Annotated in this window: 26 protein-coding genes; 11 read left to right on the top strand and 15 right to left on the bottom strand. The window is 60.9% G+C overall.

What is annotated here, in order from left to right; genetic code table 11:
• Positions 1 to 6: 6 nt before the first annotated feature.
• On the bottom strand, positions 7 to 996 hold the full coding sequence (locus AC3WQN_RS03425; RefSeq protein ID WP_371918468.1) for a phospholipase effector Tle1 domain-containing protein: 990 nt from the start codon (positions 994 to 996) through the stop codon (positions 7 to 9).
• A gap of 24 nt (positions 997 to 1,020) precedes the next feature.
• Between AC3WQN_RS03425 and AC3WQN_RS03420 the strand changes: the two genes are divergently transcribed.
• On the top strand, positions 1,021 to 1,545 hold the full coding sequence (locus AC3WQN_RS03420; protein ID WP_371918467.1) for a hypothetical protein: 525 nt from the start codon (positions 1,021 to 1,023) through the stop codon (positions 1,543 to 1,545).
• Between the two features lie 208 nt (positions 1,546 to 1,753).
• On the opposite strand, the gene AC3WQN_RS03415 is transcribed toward AC3WQN_RS03420, so the two are convergent.
• From AC3WQN_RS03415 to AC3WQN_RS03385, 7 genes are all read right to left on the bottom strand, one after another.
• Positions 1,754 to 3,370: an EAL domain-containing protein gene (locus tag AC3WQN_RS03415; protein WP_103398667.1), complete on the bottom strand. Its 1,617-nt coding sequence runs from the start codon at positions 3,368 to 3,370 to the stop codon at positions 1,754 to 1,756.
• A gap of 73 nt (positions 3,371 to 3,443) precedes the next feature.
• Positions 3,444 to 4,223, bottom strand: a complete 780-nt coding sequence (locus AC3WQN_RS03410) for an N-acetylmuramoyl-L-alanine amidase (RefSeq protein ID WP_103398666.1) — start codon at positions 4,221 to 4,223, stop codon at positions 3,444 to 3,446.
• Positions 4,224 to 4,325: 102 nt separating this feature from the next.
• Positions 4,326 to 6,302, bottom strand: coding sequence for a GGDEF domain-containing protein (locus AC3WQN_RS03405; RefSeq protein WP_103398665.1), 1,977 nt, complete (start codon positions 6,300 to 6,302; stop codon positions 4,326 to 4,328).
• A complete protein-coding gene (locus AC3WQN_RS03400; RefSeq protein WP_103398664.1) occupies positions 6,299 to 7,177 on the bottom strand; it encodes an endonuclease/exonuclease/phosphatase family protein in 879 nt (292 codons plus the stop codon). The genes AC3WQN_RS03405 and AC3WQN_RS03400 overlap by 4 nt, the downstream gene beginning before the upstream one ends.
• 12 nt (positions 7,178 to 7,189) lie before the next feature.
• A complete protein-coding gene (locus AC3WQN_RS03395; protein WP_095147052.1) occupies positions 7,190 to 7,819 on the bottom strand; it encodes a thiol:disulfide interchange protein DsbA/DsbL in 630 nt (209 codons plus the stop codon).
• Positions 7,820 to 8,019: 200 nt separating this feature from the next.
• Positions 8,020 to 8,625, bottom strand: coding sequence for a c-type cytochrome (locus AC3WQN_RS03390; RefSeq protein WP_095083446.1), 606 nt, complete (start codon positions 8,623 to 8,625; stop codon positions 8,020 to 8,022).
• 46 nt (positions 8,626 to 8,671) lie between these two features.
• On the bottom strand, positions 8,672 to 8,962 hold the full coding sequence (locus AC3WQN_RS03385) for a c-type cytochrome (RefSeq protein ID WP_095083448.1): 291 nt from the start codon (positions 8,960 to 8,962) through the stop codon (positions 8,672 to 8,674).
• Between the two features lie 191 nt (positions 8,963 to 9,153).
• Between AC3WQN_RS03385 and yihA the strand changes: the two genes are divergently transcribed.
• Positions 9,154 to 9,798: a ribosome biogenesis GTP-binding protein YihA/YsxC gene (gene yihA / locus AC3WQN_RS03380; protein WP_095083450.1), complete on the top strand. Its 645-nt coding sequence runs from the start codon at positions 9,154 to 9,156 to the stop codon at positions 9,796 to 9,798.
• Positions 9,799 to 10,149: 351 nt separating this feature from the next.
• Here the strand turns inward: yihA and polA are convergent, their stop codons facing one another.
• Positions 10,150 to 12,957, bottom strand: coding sequence for a DNA polymerase I (gene polA, locus AC3WQN_RS03375; protein ID WP_103398663.1), 2,808 nt, complete (start codon positions 12,955 to 12,957; stop codon positions 10,150 to 10,152).
• 74 nt (positions 12,958 to 13,031) lie between these two features.
• Between polA and AC3WQN_RS03370 the strand changes: the two genes are divergently transcribed.
• Both AC3WQN_RS03370 and AC3WQN_RS03365 read left to right on the top strand, forming a co-directional pair.
• Positions 13,032 to 13,322 carry a DUF2782 domain-containing protein gene (locus AC3WQN_RS03370; RefSeq protein ID WP_103398662.1) on the top strand — a complete coding sequence of 97 codons (291 nt, stop codon included), beginning with the start codon at positions 13,032 to 13,034 and terminating at the stop codon, positions 13,320 to 13,322.
• A 60-nt stretch (positions 13,323 to 13,382) separates the two neighbouring features.
• Positions 13,383 to 14,333, top strand: a complete 951-nt coding sequence (locus tag AC3WQN_RS03365; RefSeq protein WP_103398661.1) for a homoserine kinase — start codon at positions 13,383 to 13,385, stop codon at positions 14,331 to 14,333.
• A 57-nt stretch (positions 14,334 to 14,390) separates the two neighbouring features.
• On the opposite strand, the gene AC3WQN_RS03360 is transcribed toward AC3WQN_RS03365, so the two are convergent.
• Positions 14,391 to 15,320, bottom strand: a complete 930-nt coding sequence (locus tag AC3WQN_RS03360) for a zinc ABC transporter substrate-binding protein ZnuA (RefSeq protein WP_103398660.1) — start codon at positions 15,318 to 15,320, stop codon at positions 14,391 to 14,393.
• Positions 15,321 to 15,377: 57 nt separating this feature from the next.
• On the opposite strand from AC3WQN_RS03360, the gene AC3WQN_RS03355 reads away from it, so the two are divergent.
• From AC3WQN_RS03355 to AC3WQN_RS03325, 7 genes are all read left to right on the top strand, one after another.
• Positions 15,378 to 15,860 (top strand): Fur family transcriptional regulator, encoded by a 483-nt coding sequence (locus AC3WQN_RS03355; RefSeq protein WP_095083460.1) that lies wholly within the window; start codon positions 15,378 to 15,380, stop codon positions 15,858 to 15,860.
• Positions 15,860 to 16,645, top strand: a complete 786-nt coding sequence (znuC, locus tag AC3WQN_RS03350) for a zinc ABC transporter ATP-binding protein ZnuC (protein WP_095083462.1) — start codon at positions 15,860 to 15,862, stop codon at positions 16,643 to 16,645. The genes AC3WQN_RS03355 and znuC overlap by 1 nt, the downstream gene beginning before the upstream one ends.
• Positions 16,638 to 17,426, top strand: coding sequence for a zinc ABC transporter permease subunit ZnuB (gene znuB, locus AC3WQN_RS03345; RefSeq protein WP_095147047.1), 789 nt, complete (start codon positions 16,638 to 16,640; stop codon positions 17,424 to 17,426). The genes znuC and znuB overlap by 8 nt, the downstream gene beginning before the upstream one ends.
• A 37-nt stretch (positions 17,427 to 17,463) precedes the next feature.
• The gene (locus AC3WQN_RS03340) at positions 17,464 to 18,171 is read left to right on the top strand and encodes a PA5502 family lipoprotein (protein ID WP_103398659.1); all 708 of its coding nucleotides are present in this window, start codon (positions 17,464 to 17,466) and stop codon (positions 18,169 to 18,171) included.
• Between the two features lie 202 nt (positions 18,172 to 18,373).
• On the top strand, positions 18,374 to 19,381 hold the full coding sequence (locus tag AC3WQN_RS03335) for a methionine ABC transporter ATP-binding protein (protein ID WP_103398658.1): 1,008 nt from the start codon (positions 18,374 to 18,376) through the stop codon (positions 19,379 to 19,381).
• Positions 19,381 to 20,055 (top strand): methionine ABC transporter permease, encoded by a 675-nt coding sequence (locus AC3WQN_RS03330; RefSeq protein WP_095083470.1) that lies wholly within the window; start codon positions 19,381 to 19,383, stop codon positions 20,053 to 20,055. Before AC3WQN_RS03335 ends, AC3WQN_RS03330 begins: the two co-directional genes overlap by 1 nt.
• A gap of 63 nt (positions 20,056 to 20,118) precedes the next feature.
• The gene (locus tag AC3WQN_RS03325; protein WP_103398657.1) at positions 20,119 to 20,892 is read left to right on the top strand and encodes a MetQ/NlpA family ABC transporter substrate-binding protein; all 774 of its coding nucleotides are present in this window, start codon (positions 20,119 to 20,121) and stop codon (positions 20,890 to 20,892) included.
• A gap of 218 nt (positions 20,893 to 21,110) precedes the next feature.
• On the opposite strand, the gene AC3WQN_RS03320 is transcribed toward AC3WQN_RS03325, so the two are convergent.
• From AC3WQN_RS03320 to AC3WQN_RS03300, 5 genes are read right to left on the bottom strand one after another with little or no spacing between them, the layout of a single operon-like run.
• A complete protein-coding gene (locus AC3WQN_RS03320) occupies positions 21,111 to 21,746 on the bottom strand; it encodes an SCO family protein (protein WP_103398656.1) in 636 nt (211 codons plus the stop codon).
• Positions 21,743 to 22,642: a heme o synthase gene (gene cyoE / locus AC3WQN_RS03315; protein WP_095147042.1), complete on the bottom strand. Its 900-nt coding sequence runs from the start codon at positions 22,640 to 22,642 to the stop codon at positions 21,743 to 21,745. Before cyoE ends, AC3WQN_RS03320 begins: the two co-directional genes overlap by 4 nt.
• Entirely contained in the window at positions 22,630 to 23,709 is a 1,080-nt protein-coding gene (locus AC3WQN_RS03310) for a COX15/CtaA family protein (protein WP_103398655.1), read from the bottom strand. The genes cyoE and AC3WQN_RS03310 overlap by 13 nt, the downstream gene beginning before the upstream one ends.
• A 10-nt stretch (positions 23,710 to 23,719) precedes the next feature.
• Positions 23,720 to 24,310 (bottom strand): PA_0111/PP_0108 family redox-active disulfide protein, encoded by a 591-nt coding sequence (locus AC3WQN_RS03305; protein ID WP_103398697.1) that lies wholly within the window; start codon positions 24,308 to 24,310, stop codon positions 23,720 to 23,722.
• Complete coding sequence (locus AC3WQN_RS03300) at positions 24,276 to 25,016, bottom strand: SURF1 family protein (protein ID WP_103398654.1); 741 nt, start codon at positions 25,014 to 25,016, stop codon at positions 24,276 to 24,278. The genes AC3WQN_RS03305 and AC3WQN_RS03300 overlap by 35 nt, the downstream gene beginning before the upstream one ends.
• Positions 25,017 to 25,047 lie beyond the last annotated feature (31 nt).

Here is a 25,047-nt window from a genome sequence, read left to right as displayed (position 1 = left end):
TTTCCTTCAAGGCGTATGGGGGTGTTGCACCCGATTACGGTCTGGTGTCGGGGCATTGAGATAGGTCAGCGCGAACGTTCCAATGCGCGGTCCAGCCAACGGATCGGGGTTCCAGTGAGCCGAAGCATGGATGTAACTGCGCTTGAGCAGCGTTTCCTCAGCGGGTGTAGTGCTGTAATCGCCAGCGATAAAGCGCTCACCCAGTGCTTGAAGTGGTGGTGGTAATTCGTAGATGGCCTGGTGAACATCCAGATCGTCGAAGTCCACTCCACGTGCACGCGCCAACCCATACATCACCCGCAAGTACACCCGCGACAAACCAGCGCTGACCGTGCGCTTGAGCCGCAACCCGGCGTACACCCGCTTCTGCCGAGGGGCTAGACGGTCCTGCGGGTCCGCCGGCAGCAGGACCGGCTCGGGAGTCACGATGAACAACATCGCCAACGGCCAGCCCTGGGCCTGCCATCGGGCCTGCGCCTGCAAGGCATCGCGGTAAATGGAGGTGTTTTTAACATCGACGTACACAGGCACATCCAGCGCTTGCATCGGGCCAAGCATGACCTGCTCTTCGACTTCATCCCGATAGCCGCCTCCCACATCCGAATGGGCACCGGGCAATAGTATTTCCGAGTGCTCCGGGCCGACTCGCTGCAAGGGAAAGTTACTGCGGTACTCATCTCGAGCGGCCAGTTGCACCACCCGAGGAAACAACTCCAGGGGCAAGTGCAGTTGCAAGCCGGGAGCAGAAGCACTGCGTACATAGCCCAGGTTACGCAATCCACCCACTGCCGAAACCGTATCGAACAGGCCGATAAAACCCACCTGCACGCCATGACCGTATTGCCTGGTGAACCCGGCCGTGAATACATTCGGTACATTCAGGGCCGCTCGCAGGGGGCCATTGGCGGCTTTCGCCAACAGGTTGGCAAAGTGCCGCGCTGCGGCGGCGCCACGACTAAAGCCGAATATATCGAAGGTCAACTGACCAATTCGCATGGAGGGAAAGTCATCACGGAATAGTTGAACCGCTATTCGAGCCTGGTTAAATGCGTAATCCACCCGCGCCTCGACGCCAGTTTCTCCTCGGCCGATGCCCGAGCCGACAACACTGTCCTTGGCGCCTGCCTGAGTACCAATCCCCTCTACAAGGATCTTCTGGAATGCTGTTCTTTTCTCCTCGATAACTACCGGATCATTGGAGCGTTTATAGAGATCAAACAGCTTTTTGATGTTAGTGAAGTCATTGCCATAACTACTGTTCGCATCGCGCATGTACGGTTTGCAACTACCATCCAGATCCTCTGGAGCAATCGGGTGGTGCGCACCGCAGCGAATGCCCTGCTCTACATTGGCAGGGTTGTTGCCGGTGCCATCGAAAAACACCCCAATGCGCAAGGTGACCTTCACCCGCTGCCGCTCTTCCTCCCTCTGCTCCCAGGCTGCTTGACGGCTACGCGCTTCCTCATGTTCCCGGACCTTCTGCCTGGCGAGCTGTTTAGCCTCAATACGAAGTTCAGCGGCGGCGTTTCCAGCTTCACGGACTAAACACTGCTGACAAAAACAACTTTGTATTCTCACAACGGTTTTCCTTCCCCGATTAACCATCCATTCACGAGCGCTCAACCATGAAGCGATTCATACGTGACGGGGGGAAGTTGCTCCTATGGGCATGAGCATAGATATCAGTCGCGGACTGTTTTCATGTAAGAAAAAACTGTGTTTTACGTATGTATGACTATTCTGAAAGCCAGGTTCAGGCCTCGTCATCGATACGCCGCGGCGCCCGTCGGCGGCCGCGGGTCACCAACTCGATCAATTGCATCGCACTCAGGGCCTGGGCAAACAGCCAGCCCTGACCGTAATTCACCCCTTCACTCATCAGCAACATGGCCTGGGCTTCATGTTCGATGCCTTCGGCGATGACGGTGAGCTGCAGGGCATGCGCCATGCGGATGATATGGGGAGCCACGCCGCTGCTCGCGGCGTCATGACCCAGTGCATCGATGAACGCCTTGTCGATTTTCAGGCAGTCCACCGGCAGGGTTTGCAGGTAGGCCAGACTGCAGTAACCCGTGCCAAAGTCGTCGATCAGCACCTGATGCCCGGCATCGCGCAAGGCTTTCAGGTTCTGGCGTGCGACCGCCACGTCGATCAAGCCACGCTCGGTGACCTCAAACGCGATCTGCCGCGCCGCCACACGATGCAACGCCAGCAGGCGGGCCATGACTTCGCCGACTCTGGGCACCATCACATCACAAGCTGCCAGGTTCACCGAGATATACAGCTGCGGGTTGGCGCGCAGCAACTGGCCGAGCTGCTCAAGCAGGCGCTGCAAGACAAAATCGGTGATCTGGCGTATCTGCCCGGTGTTCTCCGCCATGGGAATGAACAGGTCCGGACTGGTCAGCGTGCCGTCCGGTCGACGCCAGCGCAACAAGGCCTCGGCGCCGACACAATGGCGATTGCGCAGGTCAAAGATCGGTTGATACAACACCTGCAGTTCGCCGCGTTTGAGCGCGCCCTGCAACTCACCGCCCATTGACTGTCGCTGCCGGGCCAAAAGATACACCACCGTGCCGATGCTCAGTCCCGCCAGCAGGCTTGCCGACACCAACCACCACCACAGTGCCGGCAAGCTTATGCGGGTGCGCGGAGAGATCAGTACCAATTGGTACTCGGGATTGTTGGTCGGCATCCGATAGATCAGCCGGCTCCGGGTGATCTGCAACGGCTCGTTGCTGAACGGTGACCAGGGCTCAGTCAGTGGCCAGGCTTGCGGTGCGCCGAGCACCGGAACCGCCCGGGTACCATGATCGAGGATCACCAGCAAACTGCTGCCCGGCGACAAATCGACCATGTCGGTCAAATGCCCGCGCGACGTCGCGACCCGAAAATTGCCGCGTCCGAGCATCAATGCCGCACGGTTTTCATCGGGTTCGGTCGACGTGTTGAGCCAATAGCTGTAGGTCGGGCCCTTGATGTCGGGTGGGCGGATGGCCGAAAGCGTTTCCTGATGAGGGCGGTTGGAGCAGAACTGTGTCTTGTCGATGTAGGCGGCTTCATACACGAAACGGTAGTTGAAACTGACCTGTTGCAAGGTCGTGAACATTTTCATGTCACAGCCACGCAGCGGTTGCGCCTCCAGGTCATCCAGGCCTTCGCGTAATTGGCCGAACAGTTGCTCCAGTCGCTCCAGGAAGCGCTCACCCTGGGCGTTCATCTGTTCGCTTTCACGCAGTTGGACCTGACGCAGCGCCAACCCCAGGCTACCGGCCAACAAAAAGGCCGCGCTGAGCGCAGCCGCCAGCATCGCCAAAGACCAAGGGCGATGAAACCAGTTACGCAGGGTCTCTCGAGCAGCCGCCATCATTGAACATCCGAAGGATTACCAATGAGTTATAGCTACTGATTGAGGGTTAGCCCCTACCGTCGAGCGGGCGTCATTATTTTGTCTGATTGAGTACTTGCAGGATCGCAGCACTTTGCGCGTCTGGCGTACCGTCGAAACGCGATGGCCGGAAGCGCATCTGGAAGGCTGCCAGTACATGCCGGGTGGCGACATCTAGCTCGCCGGTCTGCGGCGTCGTGTAGCCCAGGCGCGTCAGTTGCTCCTGAAACCAACCGATGTTCGGCAATCGTGTCGCAAACACCGCTTGCTGACGGGCGACTGCCTGCTCGTTTGGCCAGAGCGCCACACCGGCTTCGGCCAGGCGCTTCCATGGGAACAACGGGCCGGGGTCGAGTTTGCGCAGAGGGGCGATGTCACTGTGGCCGATCACCTGGCGAGGGCTGATGCCATGACGCTTGTTGATGTCCTTGAGCAGGACAATCAGCGACTGCACCTGGGCTTCGCTGTAGGGATACCAGACACGTCCGGTCGGCGTATCGCTGAAGCCTGGGTTGACGATCTCGATGCCGATGGAGCTCGAGTTCAGCCAGGTACGCCCTTGCCACTCGCTTTCACCGGCATGCCAGGCGCGATAGTTCTCATCCACCAGTTTGTAGATGGTCGCGTTTTTATCATCACCGACCAGGTAATGACTGCTGACCTCGCCATGGGTCAACAACGCCAGCGACTGCGCCAGCGACGCGGAGGTGTAATGCATGACGACGAACTGCACACGGTTGTCGTAATTGGCCGAAGGGTGGCTGGTATCGTAACGAGGACCACTGGCGCAACCTGCCAGGACAAGAAAGGACACGAGCAAAGTAATGAATTTCATGGCAGTGACAGTACGCTGAAGACAGTAATGCAACAGTGTAACGTACCGCCTTGTACCTGAGCCGCTAAAAGCGCCGGATTAAATAAAATGGAACAATTGCCGTCAGGCCGGCTCAACGCGATTTCGTCCGGCATTTTTTGCCCGATATAGCGCCTGATCGGCTCTCTTAAGCACCAGATCGCTGCGTTCTCCCGGCTTGAACGCCGTCACACCGATGGAAACCGTAATGGTCACCGGCTCGCCCTTGAAGTGAAACGGGCAGGCTTCGATGGCCGCTCGCAAGGTTTCCAGCAGGTTCACACCCGCTGCCAGCGAGGTGTCGGGCACCAGCAATACAAACTCTTCGCCACCAAAGCGGGCAATGAAGTCTGAGCCTCGCAGGCGCTTGCGCAGCACCGTTGCGATGATTTTCAGCACCTTGTCGCCGGCCAGGTGGCCGTAGTTATCGTTGATGCGCTTGAAGTGATCCAGGTCGAGCATCGCCAGTAACAAGGTCGTGCCGTGCTGTTGCCACTGGGCCACTTCATGCTCCAGGCGTTCGCTCCAGGCGGCCCGGTTCGGCAAGCCGGTGAGCGGGTCGACCAAGGCCTTCTGGCGCTGCTCTTCCAGATGCTCGCGATAGCCTTGGGCTTCCTGCTCCATGCTCGCCACCCTTTGCGCCAGGCCTTGCAGGCGCGCTGCGACTTCCTGCTCGCGCTCGTCGCGCTGCTGCTGGTGCTGGTCCAGGGTGCCAAGCAGGCCCTCGAGGTGGTTCTCCAATACACGCTTGAGATCCTCCAGGTCCGCAGCGTCCTGCATGCTGCTGTGCAAGCCGTCGACCTGCTCACGCAGCTGCGTGTCCATCTCGCGAGCGGCCGAACGGTTGTCCGCGTGCCCGTCACTGGCCGCTTGCAGGTTGCTCTGGAAGGATTCCAGGCGCTCATTGAGCTGCTTGAGATAGACCTCGAACTCGTGCTGGCCACTGTCGGTGATTGCCAGCATCAACACCGCAAGATCATCGAGGATCGGTAGCAGTTCGTACCAATTCAACCCGTTTCTCAGCCGTACGCGCATGGCCTCGGCTTGCGGGCGATGGCGCTCGGGCAACGACAGATCGTCCAGCAGCCCCAGCAGCGTGCCTTCGATGTGCTTGGCCACCGAGCTGTAGGACGGCTCGGGCGAATCCGGGAGCGCATACAGCGCGTCCGGTTCGCAATACTCAGGATCCATTTCGGTGTGGATGTGTGCCATGGCTGGAGACAAGGGAAGGCTGTCGACCAATGGCGTGGTTTCGACCTCGGGTTGCGGGGCAAGCGGCGCTTCCCACTCCTCCAGGACTGCCAGGTCCTGATCCGCAGCTTGGGTCGAGTCGTGCCGAGCCTGCTGCACCGGCGGTTCAAAAGCGGCTACTGCGAGCGCTGATGACTCCTCGATCGGCTCAGGCTCGGACTCCACTACGACGGCTGTCGATGCTGCCTGAGTCTGCTGCGCGATCGGCACTGTCACAGGCTCAGGCGTCATGCCAACAGCAGGCACTGGCTGGGTCGAACCGACCGGCTGCTCTTCGACGTTCTCGTCACGCCCCCCAAACAGACGCTGCAACAACCCTGGGCGGTCAGGTTCATCAGGGCTCTCCAGCACACTGAGTGCCTGGCTCTGTAACTGACTCAGTTCACCGAGCAGCAAGGGAATCTCGCGGGCCTGGCTGACGCGTCCATCCAGTTGCTTGGCAAAGGTCTTGAGCGGTCGACTGACCTCTCGTGGCAATGGCAAGGCCTGGAGTTGCGCGACCAGTGCGGTAAGCGCCGAGCCGATCTGATCAACCCGGGTTTCGCGCCGCTGCTCGGAATCCAGCACGGCTTTTTCCAGGCGCGGCAACAACGCAGCCAACCCGGCATCCATTTCATTGGTGCGGATGACTTCGCGCATTTCCTTCATGCATTGGTCTACCGCACGGTCGGTCCCCTCGGCAGCCAGCGTACTGCGCACCAGCCCACGACGCAGCAAATCGAGGCGGGCATCCCAGCGACGTTCGAGTTTTTCCTGCTGTTCGATACTTTTGAGGTACTTCTCTTTCCAGCGGTTGGCTTCGTCGCTCATTCAGGGGTTCCGCGAAGGGCAGGACTCAACGCGGGCAATGCATCGGCCGTGAGCGAACCCGGCAGACGAATCTCTACCGCGACCGGCAGGTGATCGGAGATAGGTTGCGCCAGCACTTCGACCCGTTCGAGCGTCAGGGTCGGACTGAGCAGAATATGGTCCAGGCAACGCTGCGGGCGCCAGCTGGGGAATGTGGCTTCGACTTGCGGTGCAAGCAGGCCCAGGTCGCGCAAAGGCGAGCTTTGCAGCAGATCGCTGGCATGGGTGTTCATGTCGCCCATCAGCACCTGGTGCTTGTAGCCACCGATCAACTCGCGAATGTAGGCCAGTTGCAGACTGCGAACCCGGGCACCGAGCGCCAGGTGCATCATCACGACGACCAGCGCCTCGGGCCCCTCGCCAAACCGCACGAGAATCGCACCCCGGCCCTTGGGCCCAGGCAGCGGGTGATCCTCGATCTGCCAGGGCCGCATCCGGCTGAGCACACCATTGCTGTGCTGGCCGAGACGGCCCAGGTTTCGATTGAGTTGCTGATACCAGTAGGGGAAGGCGCCGAGCTGGGCCAGGTGTTCGACTTGATTGACGTAGCCGGAACGAAGGCTGCCGCCGTCCGCTTCCTGCAAGGCGACCAGATCGTAGTCGCCCAGCAGGTTGCCGATCTTTTGCAGGTTGTCGGCACGCCCGGTGTGCGGCAGCAGGTGCTGCCAGCCACGGGTCAGGTAGTGCCGATAACGCTCGGTACTGATGCCCACCTGGATATTGAAACTAAGCAGGCGCAGACGACTGTCTGCGGGCAAGCCCGAGGGTTCCAGATGATGCTCGTTGACCCGCGGATCATGCAGGCCGACGACGCGCTCAGTGCCCCAGCGACGCATGGCGTGCGCCGCTTACTTAGCGGCGCGCTCCTTGGCGATCAGCTGGTCGGCCACGCTCAGAGCGCCTTCAGGACCACCAGCGGTGCCGAGGTCAAAGCGGTACTTGCCGTTGACGACCATGCTCGGTACGCCGGAGATCTGATAGGCCTGGGCCTTCTTCTTGGCGTCTTCAACCTTGCCTTTGACGGCGAACGAGTTGTAGGTGCTCAGGAACTTGTCCTTGTCGACACCTTCGCCGGCCAGGAACTCGGCCATCTCTTCCGGGGTAGCGAGCTTCTTGCCATCGTGGACGGCTTCGAACACGGCCTTATGAACCTTTTGCTCCACACCCATCGCTTCCAGGGTGATGAACAGCTGGCCGTGCACGTTCCAGATACCACCGAACATGGCCGGGATACGCACGAAGTTCACATCGGCCGGCAGTTTTTCAGCCCACGGGTTGATGGTGGGCTCGAACGCATAGCAATGCGGGCAGCCATACCAGAACAGCTCGACCACTTCGATCTTGCCGGGCACAGCCACCGGAACGGCGCTGCTCAGTTCGACATATTGTTTACCGGCTTCAAGCGGTTCAGCAGCCTGGGCGGTGACGCCGAACAGGCTGGCAGTGACGAGTGCGGCGCTGAGAATCAGATTACGCATGCTTTACTCCTGGGCAAATTGGCTCGCCTCGCGCGACCTGCTTTCTGGCAGGCCTTGGCGGGCATCAGTTCTCTAGTGTAACGGCAGCGGCCACAAAAAAGGGCGGCCTAAGCCACCCTTTTTATGCTTGCATCGAAGGATTAATCGAGCGTTAACGTTGTGCGGGTTCAACCTCCCGCGTAACGCCCGCTCGACGGACCTTAGTGCAGGCCCTGAATGTAGCTGGACACCGCTTCGATGTCTTTGTTGCTCAGCTTGGCTGCAACGCTTTGCATGATTTTCGCGTCACCGTCGTTGGTACGGTTGCCTTCACGGAAATCGGTCAGTTGCTTGGCGGTGTATTGAGCGTGCTGGCCACCCAGGTGCGGGAAAGCAGCTGCCGCGTTGCCGGCGCCGTTAGGCGAGTGGCAACCGGTGCACGATGGCATGCCCTGCTCCAGTTTGCCGCCGCGGAACAACTCTTCACCGCGAGCCACGACTTTCGGATCTGCCGCGCCGACGCTGCCTTTCTGGCTGGCGAAGTAGGCTGAAATGTCAGCCAGGTCCTGATCGCTCAGGTTGGTCAGCAGGCCGGTCATCTCCAGAACGGTGCGCTTGCCCGACTTGATGTCGTGCAGTTGCTTGTTCAGGTAACGCTCACCCTGACCCGCCAGTTTTGGAAAGTTTGGCGCCATGCTGTTGCCATCCGGGCCATGGCAAGCACCACATACTGCGGCTTTCGCCTGACCAGCAGCAGCGTCGCCCGCAGCATGGGCGCCACCTGCGATGCCCAGGGTCAACAGCAGACTCACGACTAATTTGTTCATCAGCTAATCCAACTACGGCTAAGGGTTAAAGAGTTATGGACCGGGATCACTCGCTCATCCACTGGATGATTGCCTGGTAATCCTCGGCACTGCAGTCCATGCACAAACCACGCGGCGGCATCGCCTTGAAACCCTGGGTCACGTGTTGCACCAGCGTCTCCATACCTTGCGCCAGTCTTGGCGCCCAAGCTTCCTGATCGCCCTTTTGAGGCGCCGTCGGGAGTTGGCCGGAATGACAGGCTCCACAAACACGGTTGTACACAGCTTCCGGATCCTGTGTAGCCTGCGCGCCATAAAGCGGCATCAAGACACCGGCAGCTAGCAGCCATTTCGTCATAAAACGACCTTTTCAGGGTTGAGAGCGTGCTGCGTTCTTATGCGCAATCAAGGTCAATCGCTCTCGTGAACTTCATCCTACGCTGGGACAAAGCGCACACAAAATCTGCGGCATTATATACTGGCGTCACTGAAACGGAAACGACGCAGCTCTTTGCGACCATTCTCGGCACCGCCCACATCGGAAATCCCATGCAACTCAAGAACCCCATCCTTGGTCTGTGCCAACAGTCCACCTTCATGCTCAGCGCTGCCAAAGTCGATCAATGCCCTGACGACGAAGGCTTTGAAGTGGCCTTCGCCGGGCGTTCCAACGCCGGCAAGTCCAGCGCGCTGAACACCCTGACCCACGCCAGCCTGGCGCGCACCTCGAAGACTCCGGGTCGCACACAGCTGTTGAACTTCTTCAAGCTAGACGAAGATCGGCGTCTGGTCGACCTGCCGGGCTACGGTTACGCGAAAGTGCCGATCCCGTTGAAGCAGCACTGGCAGCGCCACCTGGAAGCCTACCTGGGTAGCCGCGAGAGCTTGAAGGGCCTGATTCTGATGATGGACATCCGTCATCCAATGACCGACTTCGACCTGTTGATGCTCGACTGGGCTGTCGCCAGCGGCATGCCGATGCACATTCTGCTGACCAAGGCCGACAAACTGACCTACGGCGCGGCGAAGAACTCACTGCTCAAGGTGCAGGCAGAGATTCGCAAAGGCTGGGGCGAAGCCGTGACCATCCAGCTGTTCTCGGCCCCCAAGCGCCTGGGTCTGGAAGAGGCCTACACGGTATTGGCGGACTGGATGGAGCTGGCGGACAAGGGCGCTGAAGAGGCCGCCGAGTAACCGGGAAACTCACCGCGCGACGCTCAAGCGAGCCTGCTTTAAGGCCGCAGGAGCGACGCGCAGACAGTTTTCAGGCAAAAAAAACCCCGGACTACATATGGGGAGGGAGTAGTTCGGGGTCTAAGTTCCGGACCGCTAGGGCGGGGTCCAGATATCTGCCAACACTTAACACAACATTAGGAGCATCGAAGGGCTTCACCACCCATTCAGTAACTCTGAGTGGGGGTTCTCGGATTTAGTTCCAGTCAGTTTCAAAATCGATTGGAATAAACCAAGATTTTTTCGAGCTAACGGCCCTTCGCCTGCGATGGCCGCGACACTATGCCGCGGCCAATTGCGCCTCAAAACGGCTTAATGAGCCTCATCCCAGTTGTTTCCGACACCGACTTCCACCAGAAGTGGCACATCCAGGGCCGCCGCGCCGCTCATGTGCACGCGGATTTCCTCACGAACCTGGTCGACCAGGTCCTCGCGAACCTCCAGCACCAGTTCATCGTGTACCTGCAGGATGACTTTGGCGTCCAGGCCGGAAGCCATCAGCCAGTTATCCACCGCCACCATGGCTTTCTTGATGATGTCTGCCGCCGTGCCCTGCATCGGCGCGTTGATTGCCGTGCGTTCGGCACCAGCGCGCTCCTGGGGTTTATTGGAGTGGATCTCGGGCAGGTACAGGCGACGCCCGAACAGCGTTTCTACATACCCCTGGTCCGCTGCCTGGGCGCGGGTGCGCTCCATGTACTCGCGAACACCGGGGTAACGGGCAAAATAGGTGTCGATGTAGGCCTTGGCCTGCTTGGTATCGACGCCAATGTCCTTGCCGAGCTTCTGTGCCCCCATGCCGTAGATCAGGCCGAAGTTAATCGCCTTGGCACTGCGACGCTGGTCGGACGTGACGTCCTGGAGCTCAACCTTGAACACTTCGGCGGCCGTGGCCGCATGCACGTCCAGGTTGTTGCGGAAAGCATTGAGCAGGCCTTCGTCCCGGGACAGGTGCGCCATGATCCGCAGCTCGATCTGCGAATAGTCCGCCGCCAGCAGTTTGTAGCCGCTCGGGGCGATAAAGGCCTGGCGGATGCGCCGACCCTCGGCGGTACGCACCGGAATGTTCTGCAGGTTCGGATCGCTGGAGGACAGGCGCCCGGTGGACGCCACCGCCTGGTGATAAGAGGTGTGAATCCGCTCGGTGCGCGGGTTGATCTGCTCCGGCAGGCGGTCGGTGTAGGTGCTCTTGAGCTTGCTCATGGAGCGGTACTGCATCAGCACCTTGGGCAGTTGGTAGTCATCTTCCGCCAGCTTGGCCAGCACCTCTTCGGCAGTGGACGGCTGGCCCTTGGCGGTTTTCTTCAGCACCGGATAGCCGAGTTTTTCGTAGAGGATCGCACCCAACTGCTTGGGCGAACCGAGATTGAACTCCTCACCGGCAATGTGAATGGCTTCACGCTCCAGGGCTGCCATCTTGTCGCCCAGCTCGATGCTCTGCACCCCCAGCAGCTCGGCATCCACCAGCGCGCCCTGGCGCTCGATACGCGCCAGCACCGGCACCAACGGCATTTCGATATCGGTCAGCACGCTGGCCAGGCTCGGGATGGCGGTCAGCTGCTGGTGCAGGGTCTGGTGCAGCCGCAGGGTCACATCGGCGTCTTCAGCAGCATAAGGCCCGGCCTGCTCAAGGGCGATCTGATCGAAGGTCAATTGCTTGGCCCCCTTGCCCGCGATGTCCTGGAAGCTCACGGTGGTGTAATCCAGGTACTTCTGCGCCAGGCTGTCCATGTCATGGCGAGTGGCGGTGGAGTTGAGCACATAGGACTCAAGCATGGTGTCGAAGGCAATGCCGCGTACGGTAATGCCGCAGGCTGGATCGCCACCGATGGCGCAGTTGGCCAGGATATTCATGTCGAACTTGGCGTGCTGGCCAACCTTGAGCTTGTCCGGGTCCTCCAGCAGCGGCTTCAGGGCACGCAGGACGCTGTCGCGATCAAGCTGGTCCGGCACACCTTCGTAGGCGTGAGTCAGCGGAATGTAGGCCGCTTCAAAAGGCTGCACGGCGAAGGACAGCCCCACCAGTTGCGCCTGCTGGGCGTCGATACCGGTGGTTTCCGTGTCGAAGGCAAACAGCTTGGCGCCATTGAGTTTCTTCAGCCAGGCGTCGAAACGGGCCTGATCGAGGATGGTTTCGTAGCGCGCTTCAACGATCACAGGCGCGCTGGCTTCGGTCTCGGTGGCACTCAACAGATCAGCCACCGGCTCAGGCTGGGGAGCGGCACTCAGCTCAAGACGCTTGGCATCGCGTTGCAGTTCATCGAACCAGCTCTTGAATTCAAGCAAGGTGTAGAGCTCCGCCAGTTTTTCGCGGTCCGGCTCGCGCAGGTGCAAATCGTCCAGCCCCACTTCCAGCGGCACGTCGACCTTGATGGTCGCCAGTCGATAGGAGAGGAACGCCATCTCCTTGTGCTCTTCGAGCTTGGCCGGCAGGGTCTTGGCCCCGCGAATCGGCAGGGTCGGCACGATATCGAGCTGTGCATACAGCTCGGTCAGGCCGCCATTGACGCCCACCAACAGGCCGGACGCAGTCTTCGGGCCAATCCCCGGAACGCCCGGAATGTTGTCGGAGGAGTCGCCCATCAACGCCAGATAGTCGATGATCTGCTCGGGAGCGACGCCGAATTTCTCCTTCACGCCAGCCACGTCCATCGCGCTACCGGTCATGGTATTGACCAAGGTAATGTGCCCGTCGACCAGCTGCGCCATGTCCTTGTCGCCCGTGGAGATCACCACCGGGCGGTCAGCAGCCGCGCTGCTGCGGGCCAGCGTGCCGATCACGTCGTCCGCTTCAACGCCTTCCACGCATAACAGCGGGAAGCCCAGGGCAATCACGCTGGCATGCAGGGGCTCGATCTGCACACGCATATCGTCGGGCATGCTCGGGCGATTGGCCTTGTATTCGGCGTACATGTCATCGCGGAATGTCCCGCCCTTGGCGTCGAACACAACGGCGAACGGGCTGTTCGGGTACTGCTTGCGCAGACTCTTGAGCATGTTCAGCACGCCCTTGACCGCACCGGTCGGCAGGCCTTTGGAGGTAGTCAAAGGGGGCAGCGCGTGAAAGGCGCGGTACAGGTATGAAGAACCGTCCACCAGGACGAGGGGGGCTTGGCTCATGAGCAGGATCAACCTTTTCGGCGGGTCCGGCGCTAGAATAGCGGGACCGTTGACGACAAAGGGACAAGGTTATCATGCGTACACTCAATCGCCTGTTGCTGGCTGGCTTGTTTACCAGCATTCCGCTGGCCACCATGGCAGCGGATGACGCACCGACCCCGGAGCCGGAAGTCACCATTCGCACTGAAGGTGACAAGACCATCCAGGAATACCGCCAGAATGGCTTCCTGTATGCGATCAAGATCACTCCGAAGGGCGGAAAACCGTATTTCCTGGTGCGCTCGGACGGAACGGAAGCCAATTTTATCCGCTCGGATCAGCCGGATATGCTGATCCCGGCATGGGAAATTTTTTCGTGGAAGTAGTTTCTTAACTTTAATCGGTGCTGGCTCGATAGCGGCACCCGAACTGAGCAGTTTTTAACCATGTCTGTGTTCACCCCCCTGGCTCGGCCCGAGCTGGAAACCTTTCTCGCCCCTTATGGGCTCGGCCGCCTGCTTGATTTCCAGGGGATTGCCGCGGGCAGTGAAAACACCAACTACTTCATCAGCCTGGAGCAGGGCGAGTTTGTCCTGACCCTGATTGAGCGTGGCCCGGCGCAGGAAATGCCGTTCTTCATCGAACTGCTCGACGTGTTGCACAACGCCGACCTGCCGGTGCCCTATGCCCTGCGCACCACCGAGGGTGTCGCCCTGCGTGAGCTGGCGGGCAAGCCTGCGCTGTTGCAGCCACGCCTGGCCGGCAAGCACATCAAAGTCGCCAACGCGCAGCACTGTGTACAGGTAGGGGAACTGCTGGGGCATCTGCACCTGGCGACCAAAGACAACATGATCAAGCGCAAGACCGATCGGGGCCTGGACTGGATGCTCGAAGAGGGCACACAGCTTCTGTCACACCTGGGGGTTGAGTCACGCGCGTTGCTACAGCGCGCACTGGATGAAATCACCGCCCGCAAAAACAGCATCCTGGCATTGCCACGGGCCAACATCCACGCCGACCTGTTCCGCGACAATGCCATGTTTGAAGGCACGCACCTGACCGGGCTGATCGATTTCTACAACGCCTGCTCGGGGCCGATGCTCTACGACGTGGCCATCGCCCTGAATGACTGGTGTTCGGACGATGACGGTTTGATTGACGGCCCACGGGCGCGGGCATTGCTCGGCGCCTACGCCGCGCTGCGGCCGTTCACCGCGGCCGAGGCCGAACTGTGGCCGACCCTGTTGCGGGTAGCCTGCGTGCGCTTCTGGTTGTCACGCTTGATCGCTGCCGAGTCCTTTGCCGGACAGGACGTGCTGATTCACGACCCGAAGGAGTTCGAGCATCGCCTGGCGCAGCGTCAACAGGTCAGCACGCCACTGCCGTTCGCCATTTAAAGGCATCGCGGGCGGCATTCTGCTTGCCCCCGAATGGAATGGCGCCTGTTCCCCCGGTTACAGCGACTCCAGGCACCCCGCCAGATCATTCCCCAACTTCTCCAGCACCTGCTCATAACCCTGCGCGGTGGCCGGCGTGTAGCCACCCAGCGCATCCAGCTCCGCCAGTTTCACCGGCAGGCCGGCCACCAGCGTCTCGGCCAGGCGAGGGCGCAGCGGCGGCTCGCTGAACACGCAGGTCTTGCCGACCGCTTGCAGGCGCGTGCGCATCGCGGCGACGTGCTGGGCACCGGGCTGAACTTCCGCGGCCACGCTGAACACGCCCGCATGTTTGAGGCCGTAGGCGTCCTCAAAGTAGTCGAACGCTTCATGGAACACGAAATAGGGCTTGCCCTCGACAACCGCCAGGCGGGCTTTCAATCGCAGATCCAGCGCATCCAGTCGCTCATCGAATGCCTTGAGGTTGCTCTGGTAGCGCCCGGCATTGGCTGGATCGACTGCACTCAGGTCAGCGGCGATTTTAGCGGCGATGACACGCGCATTGACCGGCGACAGCCACAAATGGGCATCGAGACTGCCGGGGCGGTGATCATGGTCATGCTCGTCGGGCTCGTCGGCGTGGGCGTGGTTGTCTTCGCCAAAATGACGCAGCTTCAAGCCTGGCAAGTCCTGCACGGCCACCGATGGCAGGGCGCGTCCCTTGAGTACGCGGGGCAGGAAGCCCTCCATGTCCGGACCGATCCAGTACAGCAGGTCCGCCGACTGCACGCGCCGTACGTCGGAAGGCCGCAAGGCATAGTTATGCGGCGATGCACCCGGTGGCAGCAGGACTTCCGGCACCCCCGCGCCATCCTGTACCGCAGCGGCAATCAGTTGCAGCGGCTTGATGCTGGTAAGCACGTTGACTTCGGCATGAGCGCTGCTGAAAGCGAACAAACTGGCAGTAAATGTGACAAGGATGGCAAAAAGTCTGGGCACGATAACCACTCAAAGGGGCGAGAACGAGTAACATAATAACGTCTCTCACAAAACTCGTCGCCGCTCATGCCTATAACACCGCTCGCCAGCCGTCCCCACGACCACTCACATTGCGTCCACAGCGCCCTGTCCGAGGCCGATGCCATCTGCGCACGCCAAGGGCTGCGCCTGACCGCATTGCGCCGGCGGGTACTGGAACTGGTGTGGCAAAGCCACAAGCCGCTGGGTGCCTACGACATTCTGGCGGTACTCAGTGAGCAAGACGGTCGCCGCGCAGCACCGCCGACGGTCTACCGCGCCCTGGATTTCCTGCTGGATAACGGCCTGGTGCATCGGATCTCGTCGCTCAACGCCTTTGTCGGCTGTAACCATCCGGGGCACGCCCACCAGGGGCAGTTCCTGATTTGCCGCGAGTGCCATGCCGCCATCGAGCTGGAGCAAACCTCCATCAGCGACGCCATCATCCACAGCGCCAGCGACGTCGGGTTCGTGGTTGAAGGCCAGACCGTCGAAGTGGTCGGCCTCTGCGCCGGTTGCCAGGGGGCTTGATGAGCACAGCGTTGATCCGTCTTGAGCAAGTTGCGGTGACCTTTGCCGGGCAAACCGTGCTGGACAACATCGAACTGAGTGTCGAGCCGGGGCAGATTGTCACCCTGATCGGCCCCAACGGCGCCGGCAAGACCACCCTGGTGCGTGCCGTGCTCGGCCTGCTCAAGCCCGACAGCGGCAGCGTATGGCGCAAGCCGAAGCTGAGAGTCGGCTACATGCCGCAGAAACTGCACGTCGACCCGACCCTCCCGCTGTCGGTACTGCGCTTTCTGCGCCTGGTTCCCGGGGTCGACCGCGCCCGGGCCCTGGCCGCGCTCAAGGAAGTCGGTGCCGAACAGGTCATCGACAGCCCGGTACAGAGCGTCTCAGGCGGTGAAATGCAGCGCGTTCTGTTGGCCCGTGCCTTGCTGCGCGAGCCGGAGTTGCTGGTCCTCGACGAACCGGTGCAAGGCGTCGACGTGGCCGGGCAAGCCGAGCTCTACAGCCTGATCACGCGCCTGCGCGATCGCCATGGTTGCGGCGTGCTGATGGTTTCCCACGACCTGCACCTGGTGATGAGCACCACCGACCAGGTGGTCTGCCTCAATCGCCACGTCTGCTGCTCCGGACATCCCGAGCAGGTCAGCGGCGATCCGGCATTCGTCGAACTGTTTGGCAAGAACGCACAAAGCCTGGCGATCTATCACCACCATCACGACCATGCCCACGACCTGCATGGCTCGGTGGTCAGCGCGGCACCGTCCGCTCATACCCACGTTCACGGAGATGGCTGCAAGCATGGCTGATTTTCTGTTGTATGCCCTGCTTGCAGGCCTGGCCCTGGCCGTCGTCGCAGGCCCCCTGGGATCCTTCGTGGTCTGGCGGCGCATGGCTTACTTTGGCGACACCTTGTCCCACGCGGCCTTGCTCGGCGTGGCACTGGGCTTTTTGCTGGATGTCAGCCCGACCATCGCGGTCACGGTCGGCTGCCTGTTGCTGGCCGTGCTCCTGGTGACCCTGCAACAGCGCCAGCCACTGGCTTCCGACACCTTGCTGGGGATTCTTGCACCGAGCACGCTCTCTCTGGGCCTGGTGGTACTAAGCTTCATGCATGAAGTGCGGATCGACCTGATGGCTTACCTGTTCGGCGACCTGCTGGCGATCAGCCCTAGCGATCTTGCGTGGATTCTCGGCGGCAGCGCAGCGGTTCTGCTGTTACTGGTGGCGCTGTGGCGACCGCTGCTGGCGATTACCGTGCATGAAGAGCTGGCCAGGGTCGAAGGCTTGCCTGTAGCCGGGCTGCGCCTGGCCTTGATGCTGTTGATTGCGGTCGTGATCGCGGTGGCGATGAAAATCGTCGGCGTGCTGCTGATTACTTCGTTGCTGATCATTCCGGCGGCTGCGGCACAACGTCACGCGCGATCGCCCGAGCAGATGGCCTTGGGCGCGAGCTTGCTGGGTATACTCGCGGTCTGCGGTGGCCTGGCGCTGTCGTGGTTCAAGGACACGCCGGCCGGCCCGTCGATTGTGGTCGCCGCCGCCGCGCTGTTTTTGCTGAGTTTTGTCCTGCCCCGTCGAGGGGTGTAGACTTGCTCGTTTTTTGCGCAATCAGAGAGTCGCAGGAATGAAGCCGTTCGCCTCCCGTTATCTGCTCCTTGTTGCATTCATGCTGCTGGGTGCCTGCCAGAGCACACCGCCCCCCGAGGCCCCGGACGCGCGGGCGCCGGCGATCGCGCAGCTGGAGCAAAGCCTGGCCAGCAGTGAGCTGGCCACTGCTGAAGATCAATTGGCCGCCCTACAGGCGCAATCACCCAATGATCCGTCGCTGGAGCCCTACCAACGACAACTCGCCGAAGCCTATCTGCAACGCAGCCAGATCATGCTGCAAAAAGGTGATGTCAATGCCGCAGCTACAGCCCTGAGCCGGGCTCGCGTCCTGATGCCCAAGGCCCCGGCACTGACCGGTGGTGTCAACGGTGCGATCACCCAGGCCCGTAAAGCCGAGCTGGAAAAAGCCGAGGCCGCCCTCCAGGCAGCCGCCGCCAAACCGGTCGCCAAAGTCATCGACCCGACAGCTGAAAGCACCACCGTTGCGCTGAACATCACCGATAGTAAGCAACTACGCCGACAACTCGACGCGATTGCCGCCGATGTGGTGAATTACCAATGCGACGTGAGCATCCAGGCCCCGCGCACCGAGGATTACCCTTGGCTGGCCACGTTGCTGACCAAACGTGTGCAAAAGCTGGACCCAGGCTTCGACCTGGACATCGAGCGACAAATCCTGCGGCACGTCCCGGCGCAAATGGTGTTGTCACCGCGCAGACCGTAAGTGAGATCGCCGCTTCGCCAGCGTCTTCATCGAGACGATCACGCTGGCGAAGCGGCGATCTTGTGCATTTGCGGCTGTTTCGTTATCGCCAAATGGCATGACGAACGCAAAATAAATGCTAAGAACCTCTATACGGACACGCTAAAATGCCCGCCCGGCTAACCGCTGATCCTTTTCCAACGCGCCCCACAAGGTTCGCTACGTGATCGAGTTTCAAAACGTCCATAAAACCTACCGCGTTGCCGGTAAGGATATTCCCGCACTGAACCCGACCAGTCTGACGATTGAGAACGGCCAAGTGTTTGGCCTGATCGGCCATTCCGGCGCGGGAAAAAGTACCCTGTTGCGCCTGATCAACCGCCTGGAAGATGCCAGCGGCGGCAAGATCACCGTGGATGGCGAGGAAGTCACCGCGCTGGACGCCAATGCGTTGCGCCGCTTCCGCCAACAAGTCGGGATGATCTTTCAACACTTCAACCTGCTGGCCTCCAAGACCGTTGCGGACAACGTGGCCCTGCCGTTGAATCTGGCCGGCGAGCTGTCGCGCAGCGAGATCGACCAGCGTGTGGCCGAGTTGCTGGCGCGGGTTGGCTTGTCCGACCACGCCAAGAAGTACCCGGCGCAGTTGTCCGGTGGCCAGAAGCAGCGCGTCGGCATCGCCCGCGCCCTGGCAACCAAGCCGAAAATCCTGCTGTGCGACGAAGCCACCAGCGCCCTGGACCCGCAAACCACTGCGTCGGTCCTGCAACTGTTGGCCGAGATCAACCGCGAGCTGAAGCTGACCATCGTGCTGATCACCCACGAAATGGACGTGATTCGTCGCGTTTGCGATCAGGTGGCCGTGATGGATGCCGGCTCGATCGTCGAACACGGTCCGGTGGCCGAGGTGTTCCTGCACCCCAAGCACCCGACCACCAAGCGGTTTGTTCAGGAAGACGAGCACATCGACGAAAGCGAGCAGCGTGATGACTTCGCGCACGTGCCGGGCCGTATCGTGCGCCTGACCTTCCAGGGTGATTCGACCTACGCACCATTGCTGGGCACCGTCGCCCGCGAAACGGGGGTGGACTACAGCATCCTCGCCGGCCGTATCGACCGCATCAAAGACGTCCCTTACGGGCAACTGACCCTGGCCATCACCGGCGGTGACATGGAAGCGGCCTTTGCCCACTTCACCGCAGCGGATGTCCACATGGAGGTGCTGCGCTAATGGAACTGCTGACAAGTTTCTTCGCCAATATCGACTGGTATGAAATCTGGCTGGCCACCGGCGACACCATGCTGATGCTTGGTGGCTCGCTGCTGTTCACCGTATTGCTCGGCCTGCCGCTGGGCGTCTTGCTGTTCCTTTGCAGCCCACGCCAATTGCTGGAAGCCAAAGGTATTTACGCGCTGCTGTCGCTGATCGTGAACATCCTGCGTTCGCTGCCATTCATCATTCTGTTGATCGTGATGATCCCGTTCACCGTACTGATCACCGGCACCTCGCTGGGTGTCGGTGGCGCGATTCCGCCTCTGGTGGTTGGCGCGACGCCATTCTTCGCCCGCCTGGTGGAAACCGCCCTGCGTGAGGTCGATCGCGGCATCATCGAAGCGACCCAGGCCATGGGCGCGACCACGCGCCAGATCATCACCAACGCCTTGCTGCCGGAAGCTCGTCCGGGCATCTTCGCGGCGATCACGGTGACAGCGATCACACTGGTGTCCTACACGGCCATGGCCGGTGTGGTGGGCGCCGGTGGCCTGGGTGACCTGGCGATCCGCTTCGGTTACCAGCGCTTCCAGACGGATGTGATGGTGGTGACCGTGGTGTTGCTGCTGGTGCTGGTCCAGGTTCTGCAAACCGTCGGCGATAAGCTGGTGGTGCACTTTTCCCGAAAATAAATGCAATCGCCGGCATCACGCTGGCAGGCGCCCGAAAAGGGCGCCTCAAAAGGAGTTTGCTGAATGAAAAAACTACTCGTCGCGTTCGCTGCCGTTGCCTCGTTCGCCGCCAATGCCGCTGAAACCCTGACGGTCGCCGCAACTCCGGTACCGCATGCGGAAATCCTCGAATTCGTGAAGCCGGCCCTGGCCAAGGAAGGCGTGGACCTCAAGGTCAAGGTCTTCACCGACTACGTACAGCCGAACGTGCAAGTGGCCGAAAAACGCCTGGATGCCAACTTCTTCCAGCACCAGCCGTACCTCAATGAGTTCAACAAGGCCAAGGGCACTCACCTGGTGAGCGTGGCCGGTGTGCACATCGAGCCGCTGGGCGCTTACTCCAGCAAGTTCAAGGCTCTGGCTGACCTGCCAGGCGGCGCCACCGTGGTCATCCCGAACGACGCCACCAACGGCGGCCGCGCGCTGCTGTTGCTGGACAAGGCTGGCCTGATCAAGCTGAAGGACTCGAACAACATCCTGTCGACCGTCAAGGACATCACCGAGAACGCCAAGGACCTGAAGTTCCGTGAACTGGAAGCCGCGACCATCCCGCGCGTGCTGACCCAGGTCGACCTGGCGCTGATCAACACCAACTATGCGCTGGAAGCCAAGCTTGACCCGTCCAAGGACGCGCTGACCATCGAAGGCAAAGACTCGCCTTACGTGAACATCCTGGTTGCCCGCCCGGACAACAAGGACAGCGAGGCCATGAAGAAGCTGATTGCAGCCCTGCATACGCCAGAAGTGAAAGCGTTCATTCTCGAGAAGTACAAAGGCGCGGTATTGCCAGCGTTCTGATCTGACGCTTTAACAAAAAATGGGGCGCATTCATTGCGCCCCATTTTTTTGCTATCCATTGTGGCGAGGGAGCTTGCTCCCGCTCGGCTGCGCAGCAGTCGTAAACCAATCAACGCGGTCCCTCTGAACCAACGCACTGGACGATATTGGGGCCACTTCGTGGCCCAGCGGGAGCAAGCTCCCTCGCCACAAAAAGCCCCACTCTCTCCCTACAACCCCTACTGACGCTTGAGCATCTCCGGCAACTGCGCCACCAGCTTCTGGTTGTTCAGCGGCGCACGAATGAAGCCACGCTGGGTGCCATCCGGCCCGATCACGGCCAGGTTGCCACTATGGTCGACCGTGTAGTTGGGTTTGCTGGTGTCCGCCGGGATGAACGGAATGCTCATCGCGTTGGCGACTTTTTGCAGTTCCTCTACAGAGTTCGGCGTCAGGCCGATGAACTGCGGGTCGAAATAGCCCAGGTACTGTTTGAGCTGCTTGGGCGTGTCGCGGTTCGGGTCGACGCTGACCAGGACGATCTGCAGTTTGTCGGCTGCATCGGCCGGCAGTTCGCCTTTGATCTGGCGCAACTGCGCCAGGGTGGTCGGGCAGATGTCCGGGCAGAAGGTGTAGCCGAAAAACACCAGGCTCCATTTACCCTTCAATTCGTTGACCGTGACCGGCTGGCCATCCTGGTTGGTCATCTGCACGTCCGGCAGGTTACGGCTTTGCGGCAACAGGATGATCCCGGCATCGATCAACGCAGTGGGATCGCCCTGCCCCTTGCCATTCAGCACTTTGTTGATGGTCAGCCCCAGCACCAGCGCAATCAGGGCAACAAGTATGAAGACGGTTTTCTGGGTTCGTGTCATAGGTTCAACATTAGGTAGTGGTCTACGAGCAGGGCGATGAACAGCAGGAACAAGTAGTAAATAGAGTACTTGAAGGTATTGATCGCCGCATGCGGCCGAGTGCCACGGTACAGCACCACGGCCCATTGCAGAAACCTCGCGCCCAGGCCCAGGGCACAGGCCAGATAAAGCAGGCCGCTCATGTGGATCACATAGGGCATCAGGCTCACCGCCAGCAGGACGAAGGTGTAGAGCAGGATGTGGACCTTGGTGTAGTGCTCGCCATGGGTCACTGGCAGCATGGGTATGTCGGCCTTGGCATACTCCTCCTTGCGATGAATCGCCAGCGCCCAGAAATGCGGCGGGGTCCAGGCGAAGATGATCAGCACCAGCAGCAAGGGCTCAGCGCTGACATGCCCGGTGATCGCCACCCAGCCGAGCAGAGGTGGCGCCGCGCCGGCCAGCCCGCCGATCACGATGTTCTGCGGCGTCGCACGCTTGAGGAAACCGGTATAGACCACCGCATACCCCAGCAAAGACGCGAGGGTCAGCCACGCCGTCAGCGGATTGGTGAACACCAGCAGCACGGCCTGCCCGCTCACCGCCAGGATCAACGCAAACGTCAGCGCGGCCGCGGGTGACACCCGGCCTTCGGCCAATGGCCGCTTGTGGGTGCGGGCCATGACCGCGTCGATCCGCCGATCCACCACATGGTTGACCGCCGCCGCGCCACCGGCGCAGAGGGCGATCCCAAGGTTGCCGAACACCAGCACCGTCCACGGCACTCCCGCGCGCGTGGCGAGAAACATGCCCACCAGCGAGGTGATCAACATCAACACCACCACTTTGGGTTTGGTCAGCTCCAGATAGTCACGCCAGGTTGCCTGACTGTGACGTTCCCCGATCAGAGTCGCCATGGCATTTCTCCTTTTATGGTGATGGGTCCAGCGGTGTGCCTACGAGGGCTCAGGCGCCAGCGCCCGAGCGTCTGTTGCTTGACCCGGACCAGGCTGGTTCGTGCGTGATAATTGACCAGCACCATGCTCAGCAGCAGCGCCGCGCCACCGGCGTTATGCGCAACGGCCACTGGCAAGGGCAGGTGAAACAGTACGTTGCTGATGCCCAGGGTGATTTGCGCCGCCAGCGCCACCAGCACCAGCCCGGCGAGCCGGGTCATGCCGACGCTCCGCAGTTGCCAGGCCAGGCCCAACAACACCAGGGTGACCAGCAAGGCACCGATCCGGTGCGTCAGGTGAATGGCCGTGCGCGCATCACTGTCCAGCTGCCCGCCCAGGTAGTTGGGGCCGATGTGCTGGGTCAGGTGAAAACCGTTGGCGAAATCAGCCGGTGGCAGCCATTGTCCGTGGCAGGTGGGGAAGTCGATACAGGCCACCGCCGCGTAGTTGGAACTGACCCAGCCCCCCAGGGCAATCTGTCCGATCACCAGCAGCAAGCCGGCCGTCGCCCAATACTGCAGGCGTCGCGGCACGATCAACGCCGGCAAGACGCCAGACAGGCGCAAGGTCAGCAAGAACAACAGGCTCAAGGTGGCAAAACCACCCAGCAGATGCCCCGTCACCACCTGTGGCCAGAGCTTGAGCGTCACGGTCCACATGCCGAAGGCGGCTTGGGCGACCACCACCACCAGCAAGAACAACGGCAGCTTCAGGGGTTGGTCCTGATGATGGCGATGAGTCCAGGCGCGTGCTGCCAGTAACACGATCAGCAGCCCCAGGGTGCCGGCGAAGTAGCGATGGATCATCTCGTTCCAGCCCTTGTGGGCCTCAACCGGTGTATCGGGAAAATGCCGTTCGGCATGGGCCAGTTGGGCTTCGCTTTGCGGCACGCTGACAAAGCCGTAGCAACCCGGCCAGTCGGGACAGCCCAGGCCGGCGTGGGTCAGCCGGGTATAGGCGCCCAGCAAGACGACAATCAGTGCCAGCAAGGTGGCGAACAGCGCAAGGCGAAATCCAGGTTTGGCCATGACGAAGCCCTTATCCGATATTCGACAGTTTCAACAGATGACGCAGATCGTTGAGCAGGTCCTTGCCTTTGACGGTGGGACCGTAGCGCAGTACCAGGTTGCCGTGCGGGTCGATGATCCACAGCTGCGCCGGACCTTTGCCCTGAACAGTTTTAGTGTAGGTCGAAAGGTCCAGTGGATAACGCTGCAATTGCGGGTATTCACGACTCAGCTTGGCGTCGTATTCGGTGCTCAGCGGGTGCGCGACGGCCAGTGCATGGCTGGCGCGCGAGGCCTCGCGCCCCAGGCCGACCTGGATCTGCCGGGCCAGGTACACCAGTTGCTGGCAATCCACCGAGCACTCCTGCGGCGCGGTGACCAGTAGCTGCCAGCGAACCTCGTCCGCCTGCACGCCCAACTCGGCACGATTCTGACCGTTACCAATGAGCTCGCCGTGATAACTGCGACCTTCCGGTACCCAGAACTGCAACTTGTACATGCCCGTGGCGAGGATCATCGGACCGACCACCATCAGTACAATCAGGATCAACTGCCAGCGCCCGCGACGACGCTGTGGCGCACCTGTTTCAGACATGTTGGGTGGATTCATGGCCGCTCCCATGGTGTTTCTCCCTTGCGTTGTGCCATCCGAGGTACAGATAGAGACCGAACAGGGCGAACGCCAGGGCGAACCACTGCACGGCATAACCGAGGTGCTTTTCCGGCCCCATGGCCACCACGGGCCAATCCGCCAGGTAGGACGCAGGACCTGTTTGAGCCCGTAGTTCATAGGTAAAACCACGGCGACCAAGCTCACGCCACAGCTTGCCCGGCTCGATCGCCGTCACCAGCCGGGGCCAGTTCGCACCCGCCGGATCGGCCTGCAATTGAAAGGTTGCACCGGGCGCGACATAGACCCACGCGACCAGGTCCAACTCATGTGCCGGGGTGCTGAACACAGGCGGCACCCGCCGGTCCGGCCACGGCAGCCAGCCACGATTGACCAGCAGCCACTGGCCGCTGGCCTGGTCGAGAAAAGGTTGCAGCAACTCGATACCCACCCTGCCGTCACGTTGACGGTTATCCAGCAGCACGCTGTGTTCGGCGTCGAAATGACCGTGCAGCCGTACCCGCTGGAAGGCAGGGTCCGGGTTGTCCAGCAACCGAGCGACAGGCACCGGCTCGGCTGTCCGACGCTCGGCGTAGCTTTCGAGCAATTGTTGCTTCTGCTCGCCACGGCCCAATTGCCAGAAGCCCAGCGACACCAGCAAGGGCAGCAACAACGCCACCACCAGTGTCGGTACGAACCCCGGCCGGAAACCTTTCATGACCGCGCCGCAAAGTCAGCGGGTGAGCTCG

This window comes from Pseudomonas sp. FW300-N1A1 (assembly GCF_058789115.1).
This window is presented reverse-complemented; position numbering and strand designations above follow the sequence as displayed.